Origin of the sequence: Mucilaginibacter endophyticus, from assembly GCF_003351025.1 — a bacterium.
Classification (GTDB): domain Bacteria; phylum Bacteroidota; class Bacteroidia; order Sphingobacteriales; family Sphingobacteriaceae; genus Mucilaginibacter; species Mucilaginibacter endophyticus.
In genome coordinates this window covers 549,888-568,096 of the sequence record NZ_QPCG01000004.1, presented here as the reverse complement: position 1 = coordinate 568,096, position 18,209 = coordinate 549,888, and the positions used below count along the sequence as shown (strand labels likewise).

General features: G+C 38.7%; 12 protein-coding genes and 1 pseudogene. 6 read left to right on the top strand and 7 right to left on the bottom strand.

Features of this window, described 5'->3' with window-relative positions:
* Positions 1–38: 38 nt before the first annotated feature.
* Genes DUL71_RS19355 through DUL71_RS19345 form a run of 3 tightly spaced genes read right to left on the bottom strand, consistent with a single transcriptional unit; the run spans position 39 to position 5,379 of the window.
* Positions 39–677: a hypothetical protein gene (locus tag DUL71_RS19355; protein WP_114939634.1), complete on the bottom strand. Its 639-nt coding sequence runs from the start codon at positions 675–677 to the stop codon at positions 39–41.
* Complete coding sequence (locus tag DUL71_RS19350) at positions 677–4,393, bottom strand: N-6 DNA methylase (RefSeq protein ID WP_114939633.1); 3,717 nt, start codon at positions 4,391–4,393, stop codon at positions 677–679. Before DUL71_RS19350 ends, DUL71_RS19355 begins: the two co-directional genes overlap by 1 nt.
* Positions 4,393–5,379: a nucleotidyltransferase domain-containing protein gene (locus tag DUL71_RS19345; protein WP_114939632.1), complete on the bottom strand. Its 987-nt coding sequence runs from the start codon at positions 5,377–5,379 to the stop codon at positions 4,393–4,395. Before DUL71_RS19345 ends, DUL71_RS19350 begins: the two co-directional genes overlap by 1 nt.
* Positions 5,380–5,878: 499 nt before the next feature.
* Here DUL71_RS19345 and DUL71_RS19340 point away from each other — a divergent pair.
* From DUL71_RS19340 to DUL71_RS19320, 5 genes and pseudogenes are all read left to right on the top strand, one after another.
* Positions 5,879–6,745 (top strand): annotated as a pseudogene (locus DUL71_RS19340) (YifB family Mg chelatase-like AAA ATPase); the annotation flags it as partial.
* A 93-nt stretch (positions 6,746–6,838) separates the two neighbouring features.
* Positions 6,839–7,399, top strand: coding sequence for an REP-associated tyrosine transposase (locus tag DUL71_RS19335; RefSeq protein ID WP_114939631.1), 561 nt, complete (start codon positions 6,839–6,841; stop codon positions 7,397–7,399).
* A 168-nt stretch (positions 7,400–7,567) separates the two neighbouring features.
* Positions 7,568–7,942, top strand: a complete 375-nt coding sequence (locus DUL71_RS19330; protein WP_114939630.1) for a hypothetical protein — start codon at positions 7,568–7,570, stop codon at positions 7,940–7,942.
* Between the two features lie 157 nt (positions 7,943–8,099).
* Positions 8,100–9,551, top strand: coding sequence for a serine hydrolase (locus tag DUL71_RS19325; RefSeq protein ID WP_114939629.1), 1,452 nt, complete (start codon positions 8,100–8,102; stop codon positions 9,549–9,551).
* Between the two features lie 371 nt (positions 9,552–9,922).
* On the top strand, positions 9,923–10,846 hold the full coding sequence (locus DUL71_RS19320) for a DUF6624 domain-containing protein (RefSeq protein WP_114939628.1): 924 nt from the start codon (positions 9,923–9,925) through the stop codon (positions 10,844–10,846).
* A 410-nt stretch (positions 10,847–11,256) separates the two neighbouring features.
* Here the strand turns inward: DUL71_RS19320 and DUL71_RS19315 are convergent, their stop codons facing one another.
* A complete protein-coding gene (locus DUL71_RS19315; RefSeq protein WP_114939627.1) occupies positions 11,257–13,047 on the bottom strand; it encodes a cellulase family glycosylhydrolase in 1,791 nt (596 codons plus the stop codon).
* Positions 13,048–13,083: 36 nt separating this feature from the next.
* A complete protein-coding gene (locus tag DUL71_RS19310; protein WP_114939626.1) occupies positions 13,084–14,490 on the bottom strand; it encodes a glycoside hydrolase family 30 protein in 1,407 nt (468 codons plus the stop codon).
* A gap of 277 nt (positions 14,491–14,767) precedes the next feature.
* Between DUL71_RS19310 and DUL71_RS19305 the strand changes: the two genes are divergently transcribed.
* Positions 14,768–15,139, top strand: coding sequence for a response regulator (locus DUL71_RS19305; protein WP_112574199.1), 372 nt, complete (start codon positions 14,768–14,770; stop codon positions 15,137–15,139).
* A gap of 197 nt (positions 15,140–15,336) precedes the next feature.
* Here DUL71_RS19305 and DUL71_RS19300 read toward each other — a convergent pair whose 3' ends face one another.
* Together DUL71_RS19300 and DUL71_RS19295 are read right to left on the bottom strand one after the other, a co-directional pair.
* Positions 15,337–16,917 (bottom strand): M1 family metallopeptidase, encoded by a 1,581-nt coding sequence (locus tag DUL71_RS19300; RefSeq protein WP_114939625.1) that lies wholly within the window; start codon positions 16,915–16,917, stop codon positions 15,337–15,339.
* Positions 16,918–16,990: 73 nt separating this feature from the next.
* The gene (locus DUL71_RS19295; RefSeq protein ID WP_154402435.1) at positions 16,991–18,103 is read right to left on the bottom strand and encodes a hypothetical protein; all 1,113 of its coding nucleotides are present in this window, start codon (positions 18,101–18,103) and stop codon (positions 16,991–16,993) included.
* Between the last annotated feature and the right edge of the window lie 106 nt (positions 18,104–18,209).

Below are 18,209 nucleotides of genomic sequence, written 5' to 3'. Positions count from 1 at the left end.
ACAATTGTGAATATAACGAATTTGTAGCCTCATTTCTACTAAACAATTGAAGAATAGTCAAGCATTAGATGAGATACTTTAAGAGGTTTATTATTTGTCTTTGTGTGAATTGAGGTATACCGACCTAGTGCAGACTGCTCTATCAATTTTAAGGGAGCAGGGCTAGATACTTCAATCAAAATCTCATTTAGATTCTGGATGTTTTTATCAGTATCGATTTCTTTTACGACAAAGCCAATCATTCCACAAACATTGTTGTATGATGGATATTTTAAAACGTCGACAAACCTAAAAACGCCTTCCTTTATATACTCATTGTTTAAATGTCTACTACCATCAATTCGTTTGCATTCAATAATATAGTAAGCATCTGAATTACTTAAGCTAATTGTTGTTAAGACTTTTATATCTGTATATCCAATCTCTTTATATTGGGTGTCTATTTCGGCACATTCACACTCAAACCGGCATGGAAAAATATCAATTAATTGCCTTGTTTGATTTGAATTTAAAAAGTCTTTATATAGTCGGTTTCTAATTTTATTTTCATTGTTTTCAATCTGCTTTCCTTGATATTTTTTTAACATCAAGTGATAGCATTGAAGAACAAAATCCATTATTTGATTAAATTCATAATCGTAAATTAAAGCGCTGTCTTGAAATATGTCTGCATTCATTAATTCATATATTGTTTTGCTCCACTTTTAAGTATGGCATCAATAAATTCCGCTAAATCCAATCTTGCTATGGCTCTATGCCAGTTTTTATATTCGTTAGGTTTTATAATATAAAATGATTCTGCCTCAAACCCTTTAACATCCCTTTGAATATATAATTGTTTACTAATTTGGGAGAAAGAAATGTTATATAATGTTTTTAAATCATCCATAACATCGTTTGAATTTTGAATTACGAAATCTAAATTTTCCGTTCCTGTACTAAATATAATGGCAATGAAATCATTATCCATAATCACTTTGGGTGTTAAACACCGATTTACTATTTTTAATCTTTTATCAAAGTAGCTTTTAAATAATTGGGCATAGGTATTGATAATGCCCTCATCAGGGTTGATAGAGCGGCATATTTTGTTCAACTCACTAGCCTTAGTAAGAGGAATTGAAATGTTTTTAGTATAATCTAATAAATCCTTTTCAACGTCATTGATATTATAAATTTCAATAATGGCTTCATCCAATTCTGACAAGTTATCTATTGACTGATTGATGAAAATTAAGCTTTCATTACTTTTAATAGATGCTTCAATTTCATCATTAAGTACAGCAAGCTTATCATCGATAACCACAGGAAAAGACAGCTGCTCAATTTGATTTGCTCTTATAAAATCTATACCAGTACTAGACCCTGTTAAAAAAATATAATAGGCAAAAAGGTTAGAATTAAACAAGGACACCAATGATTTTAAAATGTTTATTTGATCTTCCGTCCCTTTTATTGCTCTTACAGAATGTGTAAAGATGATAGGGCTGGGGGAAAATGCTGACACACCTTTATATCCGGTATCTAAACCTTCCTTAATTAAAGCTATTGGACCTTTAAATAAGATTGGAAAGTTATTAACATCTACTTTATTGGGGATTGCTGCAGCCGTCAATTCTTTCCAATTAGTAGAAGGCTTTATTGAAAATCGGCGAAACTCTTTTTTGTCAGTATCTAAAAAAGGATGGTTAAGTAAACTCCTGGCATCTTTTGCTCTATCTGCATCCTTTCTTTTAAGCCCTACACCATGCTCCAAATCATTTTCTTCAATTATCTCTTCAACTGATTTAAATTCATCTTTTAATCTTTTTATAAAGAAATAATCTAGTGTATTTCCATATAAAAGTACTTTCCATAACCAATCATCGCCCCCTAGACTTTCTATGAAATACTTTTGCTTTATAGTTTTATAATCGACTTTTTCAATTATAATAGTTTTAAACAAATTAAAAAACTTGTTTGGTTTTAGTGTTATGTGACGAATCACATTTTCGGAAACATCTAATTTATCGTGATTATATGAATAAAATAAGATGGCAGCTGGCCATTTAGCCCCATTGAAAATTTTGGTATTTACTGCTGATAATTCAAATACTTCGTCGACAAAAAAGTTAGTTAGAAAATATTTCCTCCAAGATTTTGCATTATAATTATATAAAACCTTGCTAGTGACTACTAAGGCGCATTGGGTATTTGCTTTCGAAAAGTCGCTAACTCTAAGTATAAAGGCTTGTGCTATTTGTCGATCGCTAATATCAATTTTAACTTTTATATCATTTTTTTGACTTTCATTTTTTTCTCTTTCCCGGCAGTATTTTATATATAAAGAATTATTGGTTTGGCCCCATGGTGGATTGCCAAGGATAAAATCAAAATGTATGTTATTTAAAATTGCGTTGAATGAGTGAGAGGTGTCAAAAAAATCGGCTTCAGGAAAAAAGTTAATATCTTTCAATTTTCTAAAAGTAAAATCCTTAGCGATAATTTTAGGTTCAACATAATCTAAGACCGTTACATATAATGAGAAAATAGCAACCTCAATAGCATTGGGGTCTATATCTATGCCGAAAATATTTTCGTGTACTAACGACCAAAGCTTATTATTATCGATACTATTATCACCGCGACTTGCAATATACTTCTCTATAATTTTTCTTACAGCTTCAATTAAAAAAATTCCAGAGCCGCATGAAGGGTCAAGGACTTTGCATGATATATCGCCATTTTCTGACAGCTTTTTTGTAACTGATTCTGTCAAAATATAGTCTACCAAAAAAGATGGTGTGTAAAATGATTTGTTTTGCAATCTTTTGCCATCACCTATAAATTGTTCGTAAATGTTACTTATTAATTCAATCGGAATTACTTTAAAATCATATACGTCAAATAGCGAACCTTGAATATGGTAATCATGATTACTATTATAATAGGATTTTGCGCCTTGAAAAAGGTAATACAAAACCTCTAAATGGGATTTATTTATTATGCTTCTTTCTTCTTCGGTAACCGGGAAAAGATCACCATTTAGTTTACGCTGTAGGTAATCAAAAAAATGATATAAGTTAATCGGATTTCCAATAAGAACTAAGAATTTTTGATTCCTAGCATATTTATCTTTCCCTGGAAAATAATCATCATCCTTTGAGTCTTCTTTTCGAAATTCAACCCCCCTATCCACTAAATATTTAATAAACAACAAACGTCCGATGAGGCTATTGACAATCGAGGGGTTTATATCGAATTTATCAATTAAAACATTTCTTGCTTGGCTAAGATTTTCTAGTAGATATTCATCTATTTTCTTAATGTCATTAAATCCTTTAGTTTGAAGCCAGCTATTTCCACTAAATAGTTTCCTATAGTTAAAATTCGGTAATACTTCGTTTCCGCCTATTTTTAATAGTTTGTAATTTTTGCTTTTATTGTCGAATTGAAGTCCATTAAAAACTTCAATTTTGTTTAGCTTGTCTATAAATATAACAGGGGATTGACCAAAACTAAACACCTGTTTGTGAATTTCTTCTTCTTGAATTTTAGAAGGATTATCGAAAAAAAGTATTATAGGTTGGTTGAATGGCTTAGGGTGATTCTCAAGTTCGGAATTTAATTCTTCTACCGGCCCTGATTTTAGTAAACTGTATATTGCATAGGGTTTTATTTCCAATAATGCCCGCAAAATCCGAAAGGGAAACCGGCTCTTCCATTTATCAAAGTCAGAGAAATAAAACAACCCGTTTTCTGTGTTTAAATCTAATGACTCAAAAATGCTGTTAATTGGACTGGGGTATATTGCTTTACTTTTCCAACTATCAAAATATTTACATAGGTCACTTATGTATGATAACCTTGTTTCTTCGTCCAATAATTGGATATTATCAAAAGTGAGTTGTTTCTTTAAATAATATGATAGAAGATCGAAATTATACTCGTAAGCAAAGGTTTCATTAAACTGTCTTTTATGGGAACGTATTGGTTTAATTTCATCTACCTTGATATCAAAACTAAATGAATATCGATTTAATATGTCATAAAGCTTTTGCGCAAAGTTTTTACTTCTTCCGTCGTAAATAGTCAAATGCGGATTGAACGATTCTTTATAATCTTTTTTAAACCAAATGTCTTTAAGTATTGGCGAATTGCATTTTAAATAAATTGTATTTTGCCCATATTCAAAGAAATTAGCCACCCCGTCGACACCTACATTCTTATTTCGAATGATGTCATTAATGTTAGTTAGAGATTCTTCACGTATTTTTTGTTCATAAGGTCCCCTTACGGTGATATGAGCAAAATGCTTTTCGTCTGGATTTGCTAATATTCTGATACCGTCAATGATAGTTTGTAAATTTCTATCTTTAATATCTATAACATAAAATATCTTTGGTTTAGCCATTAGATAACTAAGTATTTTAATATTTCAGGGCTTTTATCAGTCAATTTTATAATCAAATCGAAAAGCTTTCCCCCAAACTCGCTTCGTCCCTTTTCAAATGCCAAATCACGATTAGCTTCAACCTCAATATATTTAAACAGCTGATCTTCAGGCTGATTGCATAAATCTATAAACCATGAGTATAACTCCAAAATTTGCTGTATTAAACCTGATAAATTATTGTCAATTAAAGCTAAATTATTCAGCCTTTCTACCGGTGTCATCTTGACTATTTTTAATAAAAGAGCATTATCTAACGACTTGTAATTTGCAATAACCTGTAAGACGAAAGAATAGCAGGTTAACTTTCTGCTAAAAACTAGCTTCAGGTTTTTAACATATGTTTTAAGTTTCCTTTTACCTTCATCAACCTCTGTATTTCTTCGATGTTCATAATTTAGGCAAAGAGTCTTCCAATACCTAATGACATCATTTACCAAAAAAATAGGTAAAAAGTCTTTAACGTGTCTATGAAAATCACGATAGTAAGTCTCTATCATTTTAGCTACCGATTCGTCATAAAACTCTTCGTTGTATAATGGAGAACTCTCTAATAGTAATAACAGTCTAGCAGTAAAATAATTGCTAAAATCATCTTTCGGGCTTCCCAAATGGCTTATAATATCCTCCAAAGAATGAATTTGTAAAAACTGTCCGTCATTACTAAAAGGCGGAAATCCCATTTTATCTATTAATCTAATGAAATCGGCATCAATAAGTGTTTTAGACAATTTTGATATTTGATCTTCTGTCTCTGAATTAATAAAAAAAATGTCTACGTCAGAATACTCCGTCGCCTCTTGCCTTCCAAAGGATCCAGTAACATAAATGCACAAGTTCTTATGTTTTTTAAGTTCTTCAATTTCCTGTATTGAAGCCTTAATTAAATCTATTTTTGATTGACTATATTCCTTTCGGGCATTCAAAGTCGGCGTTAATAAGTTCATTTAGGTTTTTTAACGAAGCTATTAAAAATTAAATGAATTAGTATATTTTTTAAACACACAATCAAAGCTAAAAAAATTAGCAATAAGTGTTTAATTTTTTTTTATAAAAATGCTATCTAATACTTAAAAGAACCTCGTGAAATCAACACATGCAGAATTCTAAATTTTATCCTTTAAGTTTTAAGGGTGTGTTAGTGCCTTTTTTGATTCAATAGATGGAACGATGAATAATTTATTAGTAATCTAAACTATAAAGTGTTAAACAGTTGAATTTTTAATAACATGGGCCAAAGGTATTTATCAAACTCGTTTACGAATTAATCTATAGTAATTCTTCCATGATTAAATGACTTATAGTTGAGTCATTATTTTCATTAACAAAATGTAAAGTATAAATGAAGATAGATCACTGAATTAGAACAATGCAGCGAATTAAAGAAGACGGCTTTACATAATTATTTACTTTCCATAACCTGAATTATGTAAAGCTTTACATAATGCAGGTAAAACCATGCTGGCGCGCAGACTGCCATCCATTTTGCCGCCTTTGAGTTTATATGAATCATTAGAAACCACCAAGATCCATTCGGTAGCGGGTAAGCTTGCAGCTGCAGACGCGCTGGTGACCATCCGTCCGTTCAGAAGCCCTCACCACACCATCAGCGATGTTGCTTTGGTAGGAGGGGGAAGTAACCCCGCTCCCGGCGAAATTTCGCTGGCCCACAACGGTGTTTTGTTTTTAGATGAATTGCCTGAATTTAAACGCAGCGCGCTGGAAGTAATGCGTCAGCCTTTGGAAGAGCGTCGCGTTACCATATCGCGCGCCAAATTTACGGTTGATTATCCCAGCAGCTTTATGCTGGTGGCCAGTATGAACCCGTGCCCCTGCGGTTATTATAACCACCCCGAAAAAGAATGTATCTGTCCACCAGGCATGGTGCAAAAATACCTGAGCAAAATCTCGGGTCCGCTGCTTGACAGGATTGACCTGCATGTGGAGGTTACACCCGTAAACTTCAGCGAACTATCATCTGACCGGGCTGCTGAAAAAAGCGAGCTCATCCGTGAACGGGTGATCCGGGCGAGGGAAATCCAGGTAGAGCGATTTGGCAACCGGCCCGACATGCATGCCAACGCGCAAATGAGCTTCCAAATGGTTCGCGACCTTTGTAAGATTGATGCCGCCGGTCAAATGCTGCTTAAAAAGGCTATGGAAAAACTCGGCCTCTCGGCCCGGGCCTACGACCGTATCCTCAAAGTATCCCGCACCATCGCCGATCTTGCGGGAAGCGAGGAGATCAAATTGGAACATTTGGCAGAAGCCATACATTTCAGAAGTTTGGATAGGGAAGGCTGGGCCGGATAATAAGAAGCGATACAATGGATAAAATATTTTTTCTGGCGCAAGTATGAAGGGTAGGCCATGCGTGTAAAGGCTACTTGTGCCAAATAGAACGCTATGAGTAACAAATATAAATTTCACGATCAGGACAAATTATACTTTGTAAGCTTTTCTGTTGTATACTGGATAGACCTTTTCATAAGAAACGAATACAAACAGATATTGCTTGAAAGCTGGAAACATTGCCAGAAACATAAAGGCCTCGAAATATATGGATGGTGTATCATGACCAGCCATGTTCATATGATTATTGGAAGTAATGGCGACAAAATGGAAGACATTTTGCGGGATATGAAAAGGCATTCTGCAACTGTACTCAGAAATGCAATTGAAAATAATCCCGTTGAAAGCAGGAAGGAATGGATGTTATGGATGATGAAGCGTGCCGGAACAAAAAACAGCAATAATGAAAGATTTCAATTGTGGCAGCAGGACAATCATCCTATTATGTTATTCAATCATAACGTATTACATCAAAAATTAGATTATATTCATAACAACCCTGTTGAAGCCGGCTTTGTAGAGAAACCTGAAGATTATTTATATAGCAGTGCCCGGAATTACTATGACTTACCCGGCCTGTTAGACATTATATTAGTTGATCCGCTGCTGGTCTAAAAGAAAAGACGTCGAGGCACAAGTAGCCATCGCTATGTCCAACCCTTCATACTTGCGCCAGTAAAAAGCAATGTTATAAAGAAAACAACCAACCTTACACATATGACAAATAGATTTCCGAATGCTTTAAGCATTATTCTGCTAACAATCAGCCTCAGCTCCTGCAAAATGTACAACATACCTGTAGGTAGTTTTTTAGAACAGGTGCCGAGCCTGGAAACGGTGAACCTAAAACAGGTTACCATGAAAGATCCATGGGGCCATACCCAAACCTACAGTGTTTATCCCATTGATTCCATAAAATGTTTCGATAAAGACGGAACTCCTTATAAGTTAAAGAACGGCCCATCCATTGAAATACGTTTTACAGATATTAACGGCAAGCGATCTACCTTTTATTTCGACCGAACCTGGGTTGTACGGGATTCTGTTATTGGTCTTGAATCAAGATTTCTTTCGCTTAAAAGAACAATAGCTATAAGCACTATTAAAACCATTGAAGTACAGGATGGTGGAAAAAAGCACAAGTACGTTAATAAGTAGTACGGTGTAAAACAGCTTATGTAGTATTACATGGCCGGAATTTAATTTCTTATAAAAAACATTTTCAAAATTAAATTCTGATTTTATTGCTTTTATGTACACTAAATTCTATTTTAGCATACATAAACCGATACAAACACGGTTTTAAACCCAACCTATGAAAATCTTAAGCAAATCATTGATCCTCCCCCTGCTGTTGTTTATACAGGTAGCCGTTCACGCGCAGAATAACAGTCAGGATAAAATCGCACAAGTAGAAAATAACCTTGTTGGCAATATCCAGATCGAGGGAGAAAAGCCGGGGAACCTGTTAAACCGAATGGCTTACTATAAAATTCCGGGATTGAGCATTGCCGTTATTCAAAACTATAAAATTGTATGGGCTAAAGGCTATGGCATGGCAAACGACAGCACGAAAATTCCGGTAACCGCAAAAACTCTTTTCCAGGCGGCATCTATCAGCAAATCCCTTAACTCGGTCGGGGTGCTTAAGCTGGTGCAGGATAAAAAACTCGATCTTAATACCGATATCAATGTTTATCTTAAAAGCTGGAAGTTTCCTTACGATAGCGTATCCAAAGGCAAAAAGATTACCATAGCAAACCTGTTAAGCCATAGCGCCGGTTTAACGGTGCACGGCTTTGGCGGATATGAACCGGGAGTTCCATTGCCTACTATTGTTCAAGTGCTTAACGGTGAAAAACCGGCCAATTCACCTGCCGTTAAATCTATGTTTGAGCCGGGGTCGCGCTATGAATATTCGGGCGGCGGCACTACCATTACGCAATTGATTGTGATGGATATAACTCGTATGCCATACGCCGATTATATGAAAAAGGAAGTATTAAAACCCCTCGGCATGACAGGTAGCACATACGCCCAGCCGCCCTATGATGTGGATCAGAGCCTACTCGCCGTTGCCTATAATCCTGATAGAAAACCAATAAAAGGCAATTATCATATTTACCCCGAGCAGGCCGCGGCAGGCTTATGGACCAACCCAACCGACCTGGCAAAATACATTATTGAAACCCAGTTGGCCTATGAAGGTAAATCAGCCAAGGTTTTGAACCAGGAAACCACTAAGATCAGGCTCTCTGTTCATGCTGGGAATGATGTGGGCTTTGGCGCGTTCATAGATAAAAAGGACAGCGTTTTATATTTCAGCCATAGTGGTGTAAACGAGGGCTTTCGCTGCATTTATTATGGAAGTATGGAGGGCGGCAATGGCGTAGTTGTAATGGTTAACAGCGATAATGATAACGTTATCCCTGAACTGATCAACAGCGTAGCCAAGGTTTATAACTTTAAAGGGTTGTTTCATTCCAACATCAAGAAAGTTGTATCGGTGCCTGCCGACGTTTTAAAAAGCTACGCCGGTAAATTTTATATCGGTCCGCCACGAACTTTAACTATAAGCGAAGATGGCGGCAAGCTTTATGCCCTGGCCAGCGGCGAGGGTAAGCGGGAGCTTTATCCGCAATCAAACAACCGCTTTTTTATGAAAGATCTGCCTTACGAACTGGAGTTTAGCAAAGATGCCGATGGCAAAATTCACGTTACGCTCTTTGACGGTGGCAATAAGATGGAACTGAAACGGGCGGAGTAAAGCAGGCAATTATTTCTTGTGTATTAAGCTACTGCGTGTACACAGCTTTTAAAATAAAAACGCGTTGTCATTTCGAACCCTTTGAGGGGGAAATAGAGAGGGCAAGGGTGAGAAATCTTATACGATATGCATTATATATCATGCTTGAAACCGCTCGTATAAGATTTCTCCTCAACCCATAGTGCAATTCCTCCCACTGTTTCATCGACAATTTATTCTTTTGAGTATTAAAACACCTAAAGATCTGTACACAGTAGGTGTATTAAGAGGGGGATTTGTTAAATCTTCGCCCTCAAATGTTAAATCCAACATTCAGATATATCTTTTAACCTGGTAAATACGTTTTCATGATTATCATTTAAACCTATACCATGTATCTGAAATGCTTCTGTTTATGCTTAGTTATACTATTTTCCTACAAAAGTAAAGCGCAGGAAAAGCAAAACTTCGCCCAACCGCTTCACATAGCCGACTCCCTATTTGCAGCAAAACAATACAAAAAAGCGGCTCCGGTTTATGCTAAGGTACGTGAACTCAATTATGGCGTGTTGGATACCACGCATTTGTATAAAGCGGCTGCCAGCTGGGCTAATATCGGTAAACGGGACAGCGCCTTTTTATACCTTGAATTTATAGCCGGCCATGGTTTTGAAAATGAAAGGATGCTATCTGCCGATCCGCTTTTTACCAGGTTACACCGCGATAGCCAATGGGAAACTATCTTAGCCGCCATTCATCAAAACAGGGTTAAGCTTATTCCATCGGTAGCGATGGAGCTGTCTCAAATGCTTAAAAATTATAAGGAAGATTTTGAGCAATACCAGCAACTGGTTGACCAGCATGGTAAAACATCCAAAGAGGCAACATCATTTAAACTCCACCTTCGCGAAACGGATTCGGTTAATTATATCAAAATAACATCCATAGTTAACACTTATGGCTGGAAAAGCAAGGAATACTTTGGCCCCGACGGACCGGAAGCCCTGATCACAACCTTGCTCCATGCCAATATTGCTAACCAGAAAAAATACTTTGCCATAGTGCGGATTGCCGCGCTCAACGGATCACTCCCGGCCGAAGGTTTTGCTATACTGGCCGACAATATCGCGTTGTATGAAAATAATACACAAATCTATGGCACACATCTGCGGCTCAACAATGGGCAATACGAAGCTTATGCCATTGCCGATGAGGCCGGCGTTGATACCCGGCGAAGCCAGATTGGTTTATGTACGTTAGCAGTTTACCTGCAAAACTTTAGGTCTTACAGCCAATTGTACTATTACATAAAATAACCCGGCTAAACCAGGTTTAAAAAAAACATGGCCCGCGGCTGCTGCCAATTGGAAACTTGTTAACCCTGCCGTGCTGGTGATCGCAATGCGTATGATCACGATACATTTTTTGATGCGGTGGCTGACAATTTACGGATAATGGTTGTGTAGTCTCAGTCTTATCAGGCTGACAAACTATGTTAGCTTGTTTTTTCATAACGAAATCCCCTGTTTACTGTTTAGATTATACTGATAATTGGTATAATAAATTTAACTATAAAAACAGTTAATTACAATAGCTTTTATAAGAAAAATAATATTATTTCTTTAGCTATTGAACGGTGTTTAGCGGAGTTAATAATATATAAATGCAAAACAGCCGGCGCAAATAATAATGCACCGGCTGTTCAATATGGTTTAGCGTTTAAATATTATTTACCCTTCCAAAACTGCAGGTAATGCAGGTTATACCCGCCATTGTTGGCCAATACTTTTATTTTGTTTGTACCCGCTTTTAAAACAATGTTTTTAACGGCAATAACCTGCCATTTTTTTAGCCCTCCGGTGTTAGGTACAGCCACTTCTTTTGCCTGGGTGGTGTTGTTAACCAATACCGATAATTTACCATCATCTGTTGCTGATGCTACTTTCATACTAATGGAATATACGCCTGCTGTTTTAACCTGAACGGTGTATTGTGTCCACTCGCCGGTTTCGATATGATCTACATAATAGCTGTTATATTGGGTTGAGTCTTTGCTGATATCAACGCCATCATTGCGGTAAACATGCCCTTTGTTGCCAACACCCGGCTTGCCAGATGTATGATAGTCGGCAGTATCGGTATCAAAATACGCGTAGCCATTACGACCCAAGTCATAATCTACCGCGTTGATGGTAATTCCGTTACCTATTTTATTGGCCTTAAACGGCTTGGTAACCGTTGTATGGGGCTGGCGGAAAATGGCATCTATCACATCATGGTGGATGATGGTGTTTTCTAATTTGGCATAAGTGGCCAGTTCCAGCGTACCGCTATACACATTGCTTTCTTTAGGTTTGTGCTTGCCTGTGTTCATGTATTTGGCAACATCATCGTAGTTCAGGTTTGAAACAATTTCCATTGGGTTATTATTACCCAGTTTTTTCAATGGCCATAACGACCAGCCAATGTTGTTTTTCTCCAACAAACCAATAGCCTCGGTTATCCAGGTATTGGAGTTTTCGCCAGTTTCGCCCAGCCACACCGGGACGTTATATTGGTCGCGGACTTTTACGATATGGTCAACCGATTTTTGATCGTTAAAATTCCAGTATTTATGGAAGCTGAGCACCATGTTTTTATCCCATTGAGGTAAAATACCATTGTAGTTATTACCCCAGCCATTGCCTTCAATAATGATGATGTGTTTTTTATCTACCTCGCGAATGGCGGCGGTAATATCAACCATCAGTTTTCTTAACGGGCCATTGGTTTTTTCTTTCAACCCGTTCTTGTCATTCTGCGGATCATCAAAGCCCCAGTTTGGCTCATTGATGATATCGTAGGCACCAATGTTTGGCTCATTTTTATAACGCTCGGCCAGTTTACGCCAAAGGGCAATGGTTTTTTGCTTATTAGCCTCGCTATCCCAAAGCGATGGTTTATCGGGGTCACGATCGGAGATATTCAGGTCGTTTCCCTGACCACCAGGGGTAGCGTGCAGATCAAGGATCAGGTACATGTGGTTAGCTTTACACCAAGCCAGCAAATCATCGGTCATTTTAAATCCTTTATCCAGCCATGTATTTTGCCCGGCTACCGGTTCTTTTTCAACTGGCAGGGTGTACAGGTTGTAGTGCATCGGCAGGCGGATAGAGTTAAAACCCCAGCGTTTCATCGAGTCCACATCTATTTTGCGGGTATTGTTGGCCAGCCAGGTATCATAAAACTCTTTGGTTTCGGCGGGGCCCATCAATTCTTCCAGTCGTTCGCGGATGCGATACTGACGGCTGTCCTTATTGATATGCAGCATATAGCCTTCCTGCAACATCCATCCGCCCAAGCCCATGCCACGCAGCAATACATTCTGGCCTTTTTCATCAACTATTTTTTTTCCATCGGCCTTTAAGAAACCGGTTTGCGCGTTGGCTTGCAGCGATACGAACAGGGCAGGAGCCGCGGCCAGCAGGACCTTAATTCCTGATTTTAACTTTATATTTTTTATTAACGATGTTAACATGTTGTTGTGCATTTAATTTTTCTGAACCTGTTTATACTACCAGATATATGTTCCAACCGAGCCTTTATCGAGCTTAACAGCCAATATTTTGCCCTCGTATTTGATGTTGAAATCCTGCGTACCTTCGCCGGTATTAGTCACAATCAGCACTTTTTTACCATCGGGCGTTTTGAAAGCCACGTTAGATAATGTTTTTGAACTGTTTGAGGCTATGCGTACCGAGCCCGGACGCACAAATTTAGAAGCATGGGCAACTGAATAGTAAGCCACATTTTTCTTAACGTTATTTTTATCGATAGTTACAGCACCCTGGCACATCGGGCACCCCCCGCGATCTGTATATGGTTTATATTCGGGATCGGCGGCAAGGTTCCATTCCAGCACGTTACGGCTCCAGTTACGGGTAGCACCAATGATCAGGCTTTTAACAGGCCATGCTATATTGATGGTGCTTTGGTTTTCCGGCTCAACGGTCATCTGTTCGGTGAAATAGATATTTTTGTCAGGATGGGCATTATGCACATCGGTAAGGGCCGAAATATCACCACCGTACAGGTGGAAGCCTGAGCCATCCACGTATTTACGGGTTGCAGGATCATTCAGTATCGAGATAGGGTAGTCAGGCCTGTCGGCATTATGATCATATAGAATGATCTTGCTTTTTATGCCGGCAGCTTTAAATGCGGGGCCAAGGTTGTTTTTGATAAAATCGCCTTCGTCTGGTGCAACCATCAGCAAACTTGGGTTATTGCCGGGGTGTAATGGTTCGTTCTGAATGGTAATGGCGTCGATATTAATCCCCTTAGCTTTCATGGCCTGGATATATTTAACCAGGTATTTAGCATAAACCGGGTAGCAATCGGGTTTTAACCTGCCGCCACGAGTATCGCTATTGGTTTTCATCCAGGCCGGTGGCGACCATGGAGAGCCCAGTATTTTAATAGCAGGATTAATAGCCAATATCTGTTTCATTACCGGGATCACATCTGTTTTATCCGGGCCAAGATCAAAATGCTTCAGCGTTGGGTCGGTTTGGCCCTCGGGCATATCATCATAGGAGAAAACTTTTTCGTTCAGATCCGACGCACCGATGCTTAGCCTTAAATAGCTAATCCCAATATCGTTCCCGGTTACAGCAAAAAGGTTTTTCAATAAGGCGGCCCGGCTATCTGCACTCATACGGATGATATGCATGGCGCTCCCCCCGGTTAGTGCAAACCCAAATCCATCTATAGGCTGATAGTGCTGCTTATCGTCAACAGTAATAGTTGTGCCCGCGGCTTCCCCGGTTTTAAATGTAAGCGGGTCTTTTTGTTGTTCAAAAAGTACCGACCTATCGGCCTTAGTGAGCCACAGGCTTGCCTTTGTTGTTTGTGCGTTTACTGCAGCGGTAGTGCCCAGCAGCATAGCGCCCAATAAAATCGATTTGATTTGCGTATTCATGAAACAGAATTTACAGGTGTATTTGTTGGTATAACAGGAATTAATAAAGGGTTAATGAAATTGGATAGGTAAAAATATTACTGTTTTCAGTAAAACGCCGTAATTAATCGGTTACAAAATCAATTATCAGGCTTTGTAGTGGTTAAGAAGTGGTATTTATTATGATAATTTGAATCAAAAAGAGAGAAAAACCCGTTTAAACACGCTAAATTTAATTAGGAATTTAAAACATTTGGTTTAATGAAAAGATGTTTATAAATTCACGTACAACTATCTCATGAGTACTTCACACAAAAAGATTGTCATATTTGATGACGACGAGGATATCCTGTCTATTTGCAGCTACATTTTGGAAGAACAGGGATGGGAAGTACATACCTTTAGCGATTGCAATAACATCATTGAAAAGGTTTCGGGCATTTTACCCGATGTTATCATGATGGATAACTGGATCCCCGACTCGGGAGGGATCATCGCCACACAAACCCTTAAAAAAACAGAAGGCCTTAAAGATATCCCTGTTATTTATTTTTCGGCTAACAGCGATATTCAGATCCTGGCCAACCACGCCGGCGCTCAAACCTATTTAGCCAAGCCTTTCGATCTGGAAGATCTGGAGAAGGTGATCAGTACGGTTATTGCCGCGTAGCTTTAAAATATATTTTCACAGCCCAGCGATAGAGCGGAGGCCGGTGCGATTCCCCTCTTGAGAGGGGTGGAGGGGTGTGTCTTTGCGTATCGCCTTTTATAATAACACACCCCTGCCATTGCTCTTTCCTCTACGCCCCCTCTCAAGAGGGGAATTAAACGTTCCTTAATAATTATTAATTTCTCGGAAGATCCTTGTTATTTATTCTCTTCAAAAGTTGCCAGCAGATTCACGTTCGGATCGATCTTTACATCCACAGGCTTTGCTTTTAGCTGAAAACGCGCTGTAGTAGATTTTTCTTTTACCGGCACTGTCAGCAGTTGCCCATCAACAGAAATCTCCAGCGCCAGGTTGTAAACATTTTCCTGGGTTTGGGTTACATTGATAGTGATATTATTATCCTTTTCATCAAACTTCCAGCTAACAGCCAAATTTGGATGCCCTGCTATACGCAGCCATTGGGTAAAAAACTGTTTAAGATCTTTGCCGCTGGCTTGCTCCATCACTCGCCTCAAATCATCGGTATTGGCATTGCCTCCCTGGTATTTTGAATAGTAGTTTCTTATCCCTCTCCAAAAAATATCATCTCCCAGTTTTCGCCTCAGCATGTGCAGCACCCAACCACCTTTTTGGTAGCTGTTGGCATTAAGCAGTTGCATATACTGGGTTTTAACGGCAGTATCCACAACCGGCGATAATCTCGACTTTTCAAACTTAAGCACTGTTTTGCGGTCGGCTATTAAGCGGGCTTTTAGTGTATCCGCGCCATATTTACTTTCGAGATACAGGTTAGTCATATAAGTGGCAAAGCCCTCGCTCAGCCATAAATGCCCGAAACTTTTTTCACTTGCTCCGTCACCAAACCATTGATGAGCAATTTCATGCGCCATCAGCTCTTCTATCTCAGGACTTTTAACCGATTCTTCAAAATAGAATATGGCGCTGGCATTTTCCATGCCGCCAAAAATGGTTTTTGACTGTACGTTGGCCAGTTTCTCATAGCTGTAAGGGCCAACATTTTTTATAAAGTAGGGGAGAATGTCTTTAGCCACCGCGTAGCTTTTAAAACCAGTCTCTTTGCTTTCAGGAAAAACATATGTAAAAACCGGGATACCATTAACATCACCCGGACGATCAACAGCAAATTCGGCCACACCAATTACCATCACTTTGGTTGGCAGGGCAACGGTTTCAACCCAATGGGTTAGCTTCATTTTTCCGTCGAGCTGTTTTTCTTCGGTTTGCAGGCCGTTTGATACCACCTGGTAATGATCAGGCGCAGTTACAATAAAATCAACCGGGGCTTTGTCGGCAATATTATCAACACAAGGCAGCCAGTTATGCGCGCGGTTTGGCCAGTTGTCACCAAAAAAAGTACGGTGGCCAAAGGCATTGGTTGATATGATGAGCCCATCAGCAGGTACGCCACTATAGCTTATAGTATAGTCGCGGGTGTTGCCTTTATATGCGCGGGTACTTATTTTTAGTTGTTCATCGTCCTGGGTAAATTTTACCGGCTTTCCGTTTTCGGTTACGTCCGAAACCAGCATCCCTTTGCCTGCTGCATTCTTTTTCACCAAATCAAGGTTAAAGCCGTCCGCAGCATTCAAAAATCGAACTGTAACAGTGGCTTTTCCTTCAATGTTATTATCGGCATCATTCAGTTTAATATCAAATGTATAATGCTTAACATCAATTGGCGCCCCGGGAGCCTGGGCGAATGTTGGTATAGTAAATAGGGTAGGTAACGATAGAAGAACTAAAAATATCCTGCGCATAAGCTTCCTGCTGTTTGTTGTGTTCTGCAACAAAGCTAATAAAAAAGCCTCCTCTTTTTTGCTTCGCGATGCGCTACTTTAACAATGCCTTAACAGCGGTATCAAAATTTGTTTTATTGATATTGATCAGGCTGTTTACTGTTGCCAGATAGTTATCATCGCCCTTGCCACAATTGATCAGCGCTATAATTCCTGACGTACCTTTTTGTCGTTCCACTTCATCGCATATAACACCGGAAATAACCGATCTTACTTTGGCCATTGAATTAAATATCGTCGGATTTTTCGAAAACATATCATATAAACTGGCGTTGGGGTGTTGCTGCAGATACAACCTCAATTGTATCACCAGGTTCTTTTGCAATATCATTTCACCTTTTTCATCTGTATAGTAGGCATTTCCCCAACTATATGCAATACCTTCTTCCGCGGCTGAATTCCGCGGAGCCTTACGTACTTTGGCTGCATAATAGTGAAATAAATCATGCGAAAAATCTTCGTTGTGCATTACGGAGAAAATACAATTAGCATCAACACCATAGCCATTCCTGGTATTGCCGTTAGCTTCTGCACTATACCCTAATCCCAACAGTGGCAATATTTCCTGGTAGTTATTACATAAATAAAAATTCAGGACCTCGGGTTGCAGGCCTAATTTGGTTGAAATGAGCGTGTTCTTTTCATTGAATTTCTTAGCACGGTCGATATTGATCTCATCCTGATAGTGATAAATGATGTTGCCTACCTTCCGGATCTTCCATAAGCGGGTGAGATAGTTTAGCGGCAAAGCGAAGGTTATTTTTCCGCCTCTGTCACATGCTATCAAATTAATAATCTTTTTTAACGAGGGAGCGGGGCCGCTTGAGCTCATTACAGCCATCGAAATAAAATATTGCCCCAGCGCAACGGGATACATATTGATCAACTGTTTTTGACTTGTAGTATCATTTATATCTGCCTGCTGGTCTTTTAAAATGGAAACGGTTAACCCGCCTTTATCCTGTTCAACATCATTAATATTTAGCTTACCGGCCCCAATTTTATATACGAGGCTATCCAATGCATTAATTATCTGCTGTTTAGTTATACCCGGAATATCTGTATGAATGTTTTTGCCAACCGTAACGGATTGCGCGTTTACTTGAGCAGCAATAAATAACCCAATAACAAATAGCAGTTTCTTCATTGTATTAAAAATAGATATAACCCCCATCAATACCAATGCATGCATACGTTCAGATTTGAAAATATTTTGGCTATACAAAAAATGCCCCTTGCGAAAACAAGGGGCA

What these genes read in the sequence shown, in the direction of transcription:
- DUL71_RS19355 (WP_114939634.1), bottom strand. Translation starts at nt 677, where the DNA reads ATGAATGCAGACATATTTCAAGACAGCGCTTTAATTTACGATTATGAA.
- DUL71_RS19345 (WP_114939632.1), bottom strand. Translation starts at nt 5,379, where the DNA reads ATGAACTTATTAACGCCGACTTTGAATGCCCGAAAGGAATATAGTCAA.
- DUL71_RS19325 (WP_114939629.1), top strand. Translation starts at nt 8,100, where the DNA reads ATGAAAATCTTAAGCAAATCATTGATCCTCCCCCTGCTGTTGTTTATA.
- DUL71_RS19305 (WP_112574199.1), top strand. Translation starts at nt 14,768, where the DNA reads ATGAGTACTTCACACAAAAAGATTGTCATATTTGATGACGACGAGGAT.
- DUL71_RS19350 (WP_114939633.1), bottom strand. Translation starts at nt 4,393, where the DNA reads ATGGCTAAACCAAAGATATTTTATGTTATAGATATTAAAGATAGAAAT.
- DUL71_RS19330 (WP_114939630.1), top strand. Translation starts at nt 7,568, where the DNA reads ATGTACAACATACCTGTAGGTAGTTTTTTAGAACAGGTGCCGAGCCTG.
- DUL71_RS19295 (WP_154402435.1), bottom strand. Translation starts at nt 18,103, where the DNA reads ATGAAGAAACTGCTATTTGTTATTGGGTTATTTATTGCTGCTCAAGTA.
- DUL71_RS19300 (WP_114939625.1), bottom strand. Translation starts at nt 16,917, where the DNA reads ATGCGCAGGATATTTTTAGTTCTTCTATCGTTACCTACCCTATTTACT.
- DUL71_RS19315 (WP_114939627.1), bottom strand. Translation starts at nt 13,047, where the DNA reads ATGTTAACATCGTTAATAAAAAATATAAAGTTAAAATCAGGAATTAAG.
- DUL71_RS19320 (WP_114939628.1), top strand. Translation starts at nt 9,923, where the DNA reads ATGTATCTGAAATGCTTCTGTTTATGCTTAGTTATACTATTTTCCTAC.
- DUL71_RS19310 (WP_114939626.1), bottom strand. Translation starts at nt 14,490, where the DNA reads ATGAATACGCAAATCAAATCGATTTTATTGGGCGCTATGCTGCTGGGC.
- DUL71_RS19335 (WP_114939631.1), top strand. Translation starts at nt 6,839, where the DNA reads ATGAGTAACAAATATAAATTTCACGATCAGGACAAATTATACTTTGTA.